Consider the following 2,605-nt stretch of genomic DNA (forward strand, 5'->3'; position numbering starts at 1 on the left):
ACCAGCTCCGATCCGGGAACCGAAAGAATGCTGCCGAACAGATAGCTCATCAAATCCACATGATAGCCGGGCGTCAGATCGATCAAAATAATACCAAAAGCCATACCCAGGGCCCAGATAACACCGACGATGGTATCGGCGCGGTGCTTGGCTTTCAGGCTGATGGCCGCCATCATCAGGCCGGCGAAAAGAGAAAACCCAATGGTCCCAGGCAGGTAGGGCCAGTTGAAATAAAAGGCCAGCCCGATGCCGCCGTAAGCGGCGTGGGCGATGCCGCCGGAAAGAAACACGATGCGGTTGACCACTACCAGGGTCCCCATGACACCGCAGATGACACTGGCCAGCAGGCCGGCGGCCAGCGCATTGCGCATGAATTCAAATTGAAGGGCTTCGATCATCTTACATGCCGTTATGCTCTTTGAGCACGCGGTGGGGCAGGCCATGGGCCACCAGCTCCACGGGGCAGACTTCTTCCGGCGTGCAGGGGTACATGGTCTCCAGCATGTCGCCGGTGATTTCAGCCTGGTCATGATAATGCAGCTGTCTGTTCACGCAGGCCACCGATTTGATGTAGCGGGAAATCACCAGCAGATCATGGCTGACCACCAGAATGGTAATGTCCTTGTTGAGTTCCTCAAGCTGTCTGTAAAAATCCGACTGGCCCCTGGTGTCGATGCTGGCGGTGGGCTCATCCAGCAGGAGCAGTTCGGGATGGGTCACCAGAGCCCGGGCAATGAACACCCGCTGGCGCTGACCGCCGGAAAGCGTTCCAATTTTCTTTTGGGCCAGGGCGGCCATTCCCAGTCGTTCAAGCGCCGCCATGGCGTTCCGGCGGTCGGATGCCGACTGCCGCGTCCAGCGTTTTTTTGAATCGAGCGTTCCCATCAACACCACGTCCAGGGCCGTAATGGGAAAGCTGAGATTCAGATGAATGTTCTGGGGTACATATCCGATGCCGGATGATGCCTTGCGGGGGGATTGGCCCAGGATGCGGATAACGCCCTTGTCCGGCGTCAACAATCCCAGCATCAATTTCAAGAGGGTGGTTTTGCCGCCGCCGTTGGGGCCGATGACGGCTATAAAATCTCTCTGCCGAACATCCAGGGTTACATTCTCCAGAACGGTTTCTCCGTTATAGGAAAAATCCACATTGTTTATTTCGACAATCGGCATGGCCATCCCCGTGTTTCTATTTCAACGCCGCCTTGAGCTTATTCGCAACTTCGCGCAGGTTGGTCATCCAGTCTTCGGCCAGAGGATCGGCAATGACTACCTGGCCGTTGATTTCGCCGGCCACCAGTTTGGCGCTCTTGTGTGAAAACTGCGGCTGAACAAAAATAACCCGAATGCCCCTTTTCCTGGCATATTCGATGAGGTCCTTCAACTGAGAAGGTTTGGGGTCTTTCCCCTGGATTTCGATGGGCACCTGCTGAAGGCCGTAGGTGTGGGCAAAGGTGCCCCAGGCCGGATGAAACACCATAAACTGCAGTCCCTGTCCGTCGGCGAGGGTTTGCCTGAGTTCCCTATCCAGGCTGTCCACTGCCGCCGCAAATTGTCTGAAATTGGCTTCGTAAACGTCCCGGCGGTCCGGGTCGATTTCCTGCAGGGCAGTCAGAATCGTGCGGGCCTGATGTTTCACCAGGGGCGGCGAGAGCCAGATATGGGGATCCAGGCCGCTGCGCTCGGAATGATCTTTCCCAGGGGCCTCCCCTTTTTCAGGATGCGGGTCGCCCGCTTCATCGGGGTGATGGTGGGCTGCCATGGGAAGCTTTGTAATCCCCTGATCCGTGTGAACGACTTTCATTTCGGGATTGGCGGCCGCTATCTTTTTCAGCCAGACGTTTTCAAAGGCAACGCCGATGGCGAAATAAACTTCGCTTTTTGAAAGATCAGCCATTTGTCCGGGTTTGGGTTCGTAGGTGGTGGGACTGGCACCAGGTTGGACCATGACGCGAACGTCCACCAGGTTCCTGCCGATCTGCTGCACGAAATACTTCTGGGGAACAATGCTGACAAATATTATTTTTTGATCGGCCGCAAGCCCGCTGCCTGAACAAAAAATCAGGATAACGAAAGCGAAAAATAATTTACTTCCTGTGCTCATTTTCTTTGCCTATGCAAATATATGACGGTCTCGCAAAAAGTCAACTAACAGATTTTTTACTTATTTATCACTATATGGCAGGTTCGGGGAAATGGCAATAGTTTGCCTTCGAGCCCGCTTATTTTCATGCCGCCGGGTTTTTTCTCATCACGATGCGCCGGCGAGGTTGAGCTCAATCAGAAAAGGGCCCTGTTCTCCAAGTGCGGCTGACAAGCCTTTTGCCAGGTCTTCAGCTGTTTGCACGCGAATCGCCGGGACGCCCATGCTTCGGCCCAGGGCGGCCCAGTCGATGGCGGGGCGGCTCAGATCCATGAGCGCGCGGGTGTGCTCGCCGGGGGATGCATTGCCGGCCCGGGCGACTTCTCTTTCGAGTATGCGATAGCGTCGATTGGCGCAGAGAAGGGTGGTGATATTCAGGTTTTCCCTGGCCTGCGTCCACAGCGACTGCAGGGTGTAGGCGGCGCTGCCGTCGGCCTGAAAATTGATCACCCGTCTGTCGGG

General features: G+C 55.7%; 4 protein-coding genes. All 4 read right to left on the reverse strand.

Translation table 11 applies throughout. The features are described 5' to 3' along the window. On the reverse strand, positions 1 to 398 hold a 398-nt coding region (locus R6V78_RS01705), incomplete at its 3' end, for a metal ABC transporter permease (protein ID WP_410287591.1). Position 399: 1 nt separating this feature from the next. Further along, entirely contained in the window at positions 400 to 1,173 is a 774-nt protein-coding gene (locus R6V78_RS01710; protein ID WP_410287592.1) for a metal ABC transporter ATP-binding protein, read from the reverse strand. Positions 1,174 to 1,189: 16 nt separating this feature from the next. Then, entirely contained in the window at positions 1,190 to 2,104 is a 915-nt protein-coding gene (locus R6V78_RS01715) for a metal ABC transporter solute-binding protein, Zn/Mn family (RefSeq protein ID WP_410287593.1), read from the reverse strand. A gap of 147 nt (positions 2,105 to 2,251) precedes the next feature. Then, positions 2,252 to 2,605 (reverse strand): thiamine pyrophosphate-dependent enzyme (locus tag R6V78_RS01720; RefSeq protein WP_410287594.1); only part of this gene is annotated, 354 nt, incomplete at its 5' end.

Origin of the sequence: Desulfosarcina sp. (genome assembly GCF_046496365.1) — a bacterium.
In the GTDB taxonomy this organism is placed as follows: domain Bacteria; phylum Desulfobacterota; class Desulfobacteria; order Desulfobacterales; family Desulfosarcinaceae; genus Desulfosarcina.

Excerpts from the sequence above, each read along its gene's own strand:
- R6V78_RS01710 (WP_410287592.1), bottom strand. The coding sequence starts at position 1,173 with ATGCCGATTGTCGAAATAAACAATGTGGATTTTTCCTATAACGGAGAA.
- R6V78_RS01715 (WP_410287593.1), bottom strand. The coding sequence starts at position 2,104 with ATGAGCACAGGAAGTAAATTATTTTTCGCTTTCGTTATCCTGATTTTT.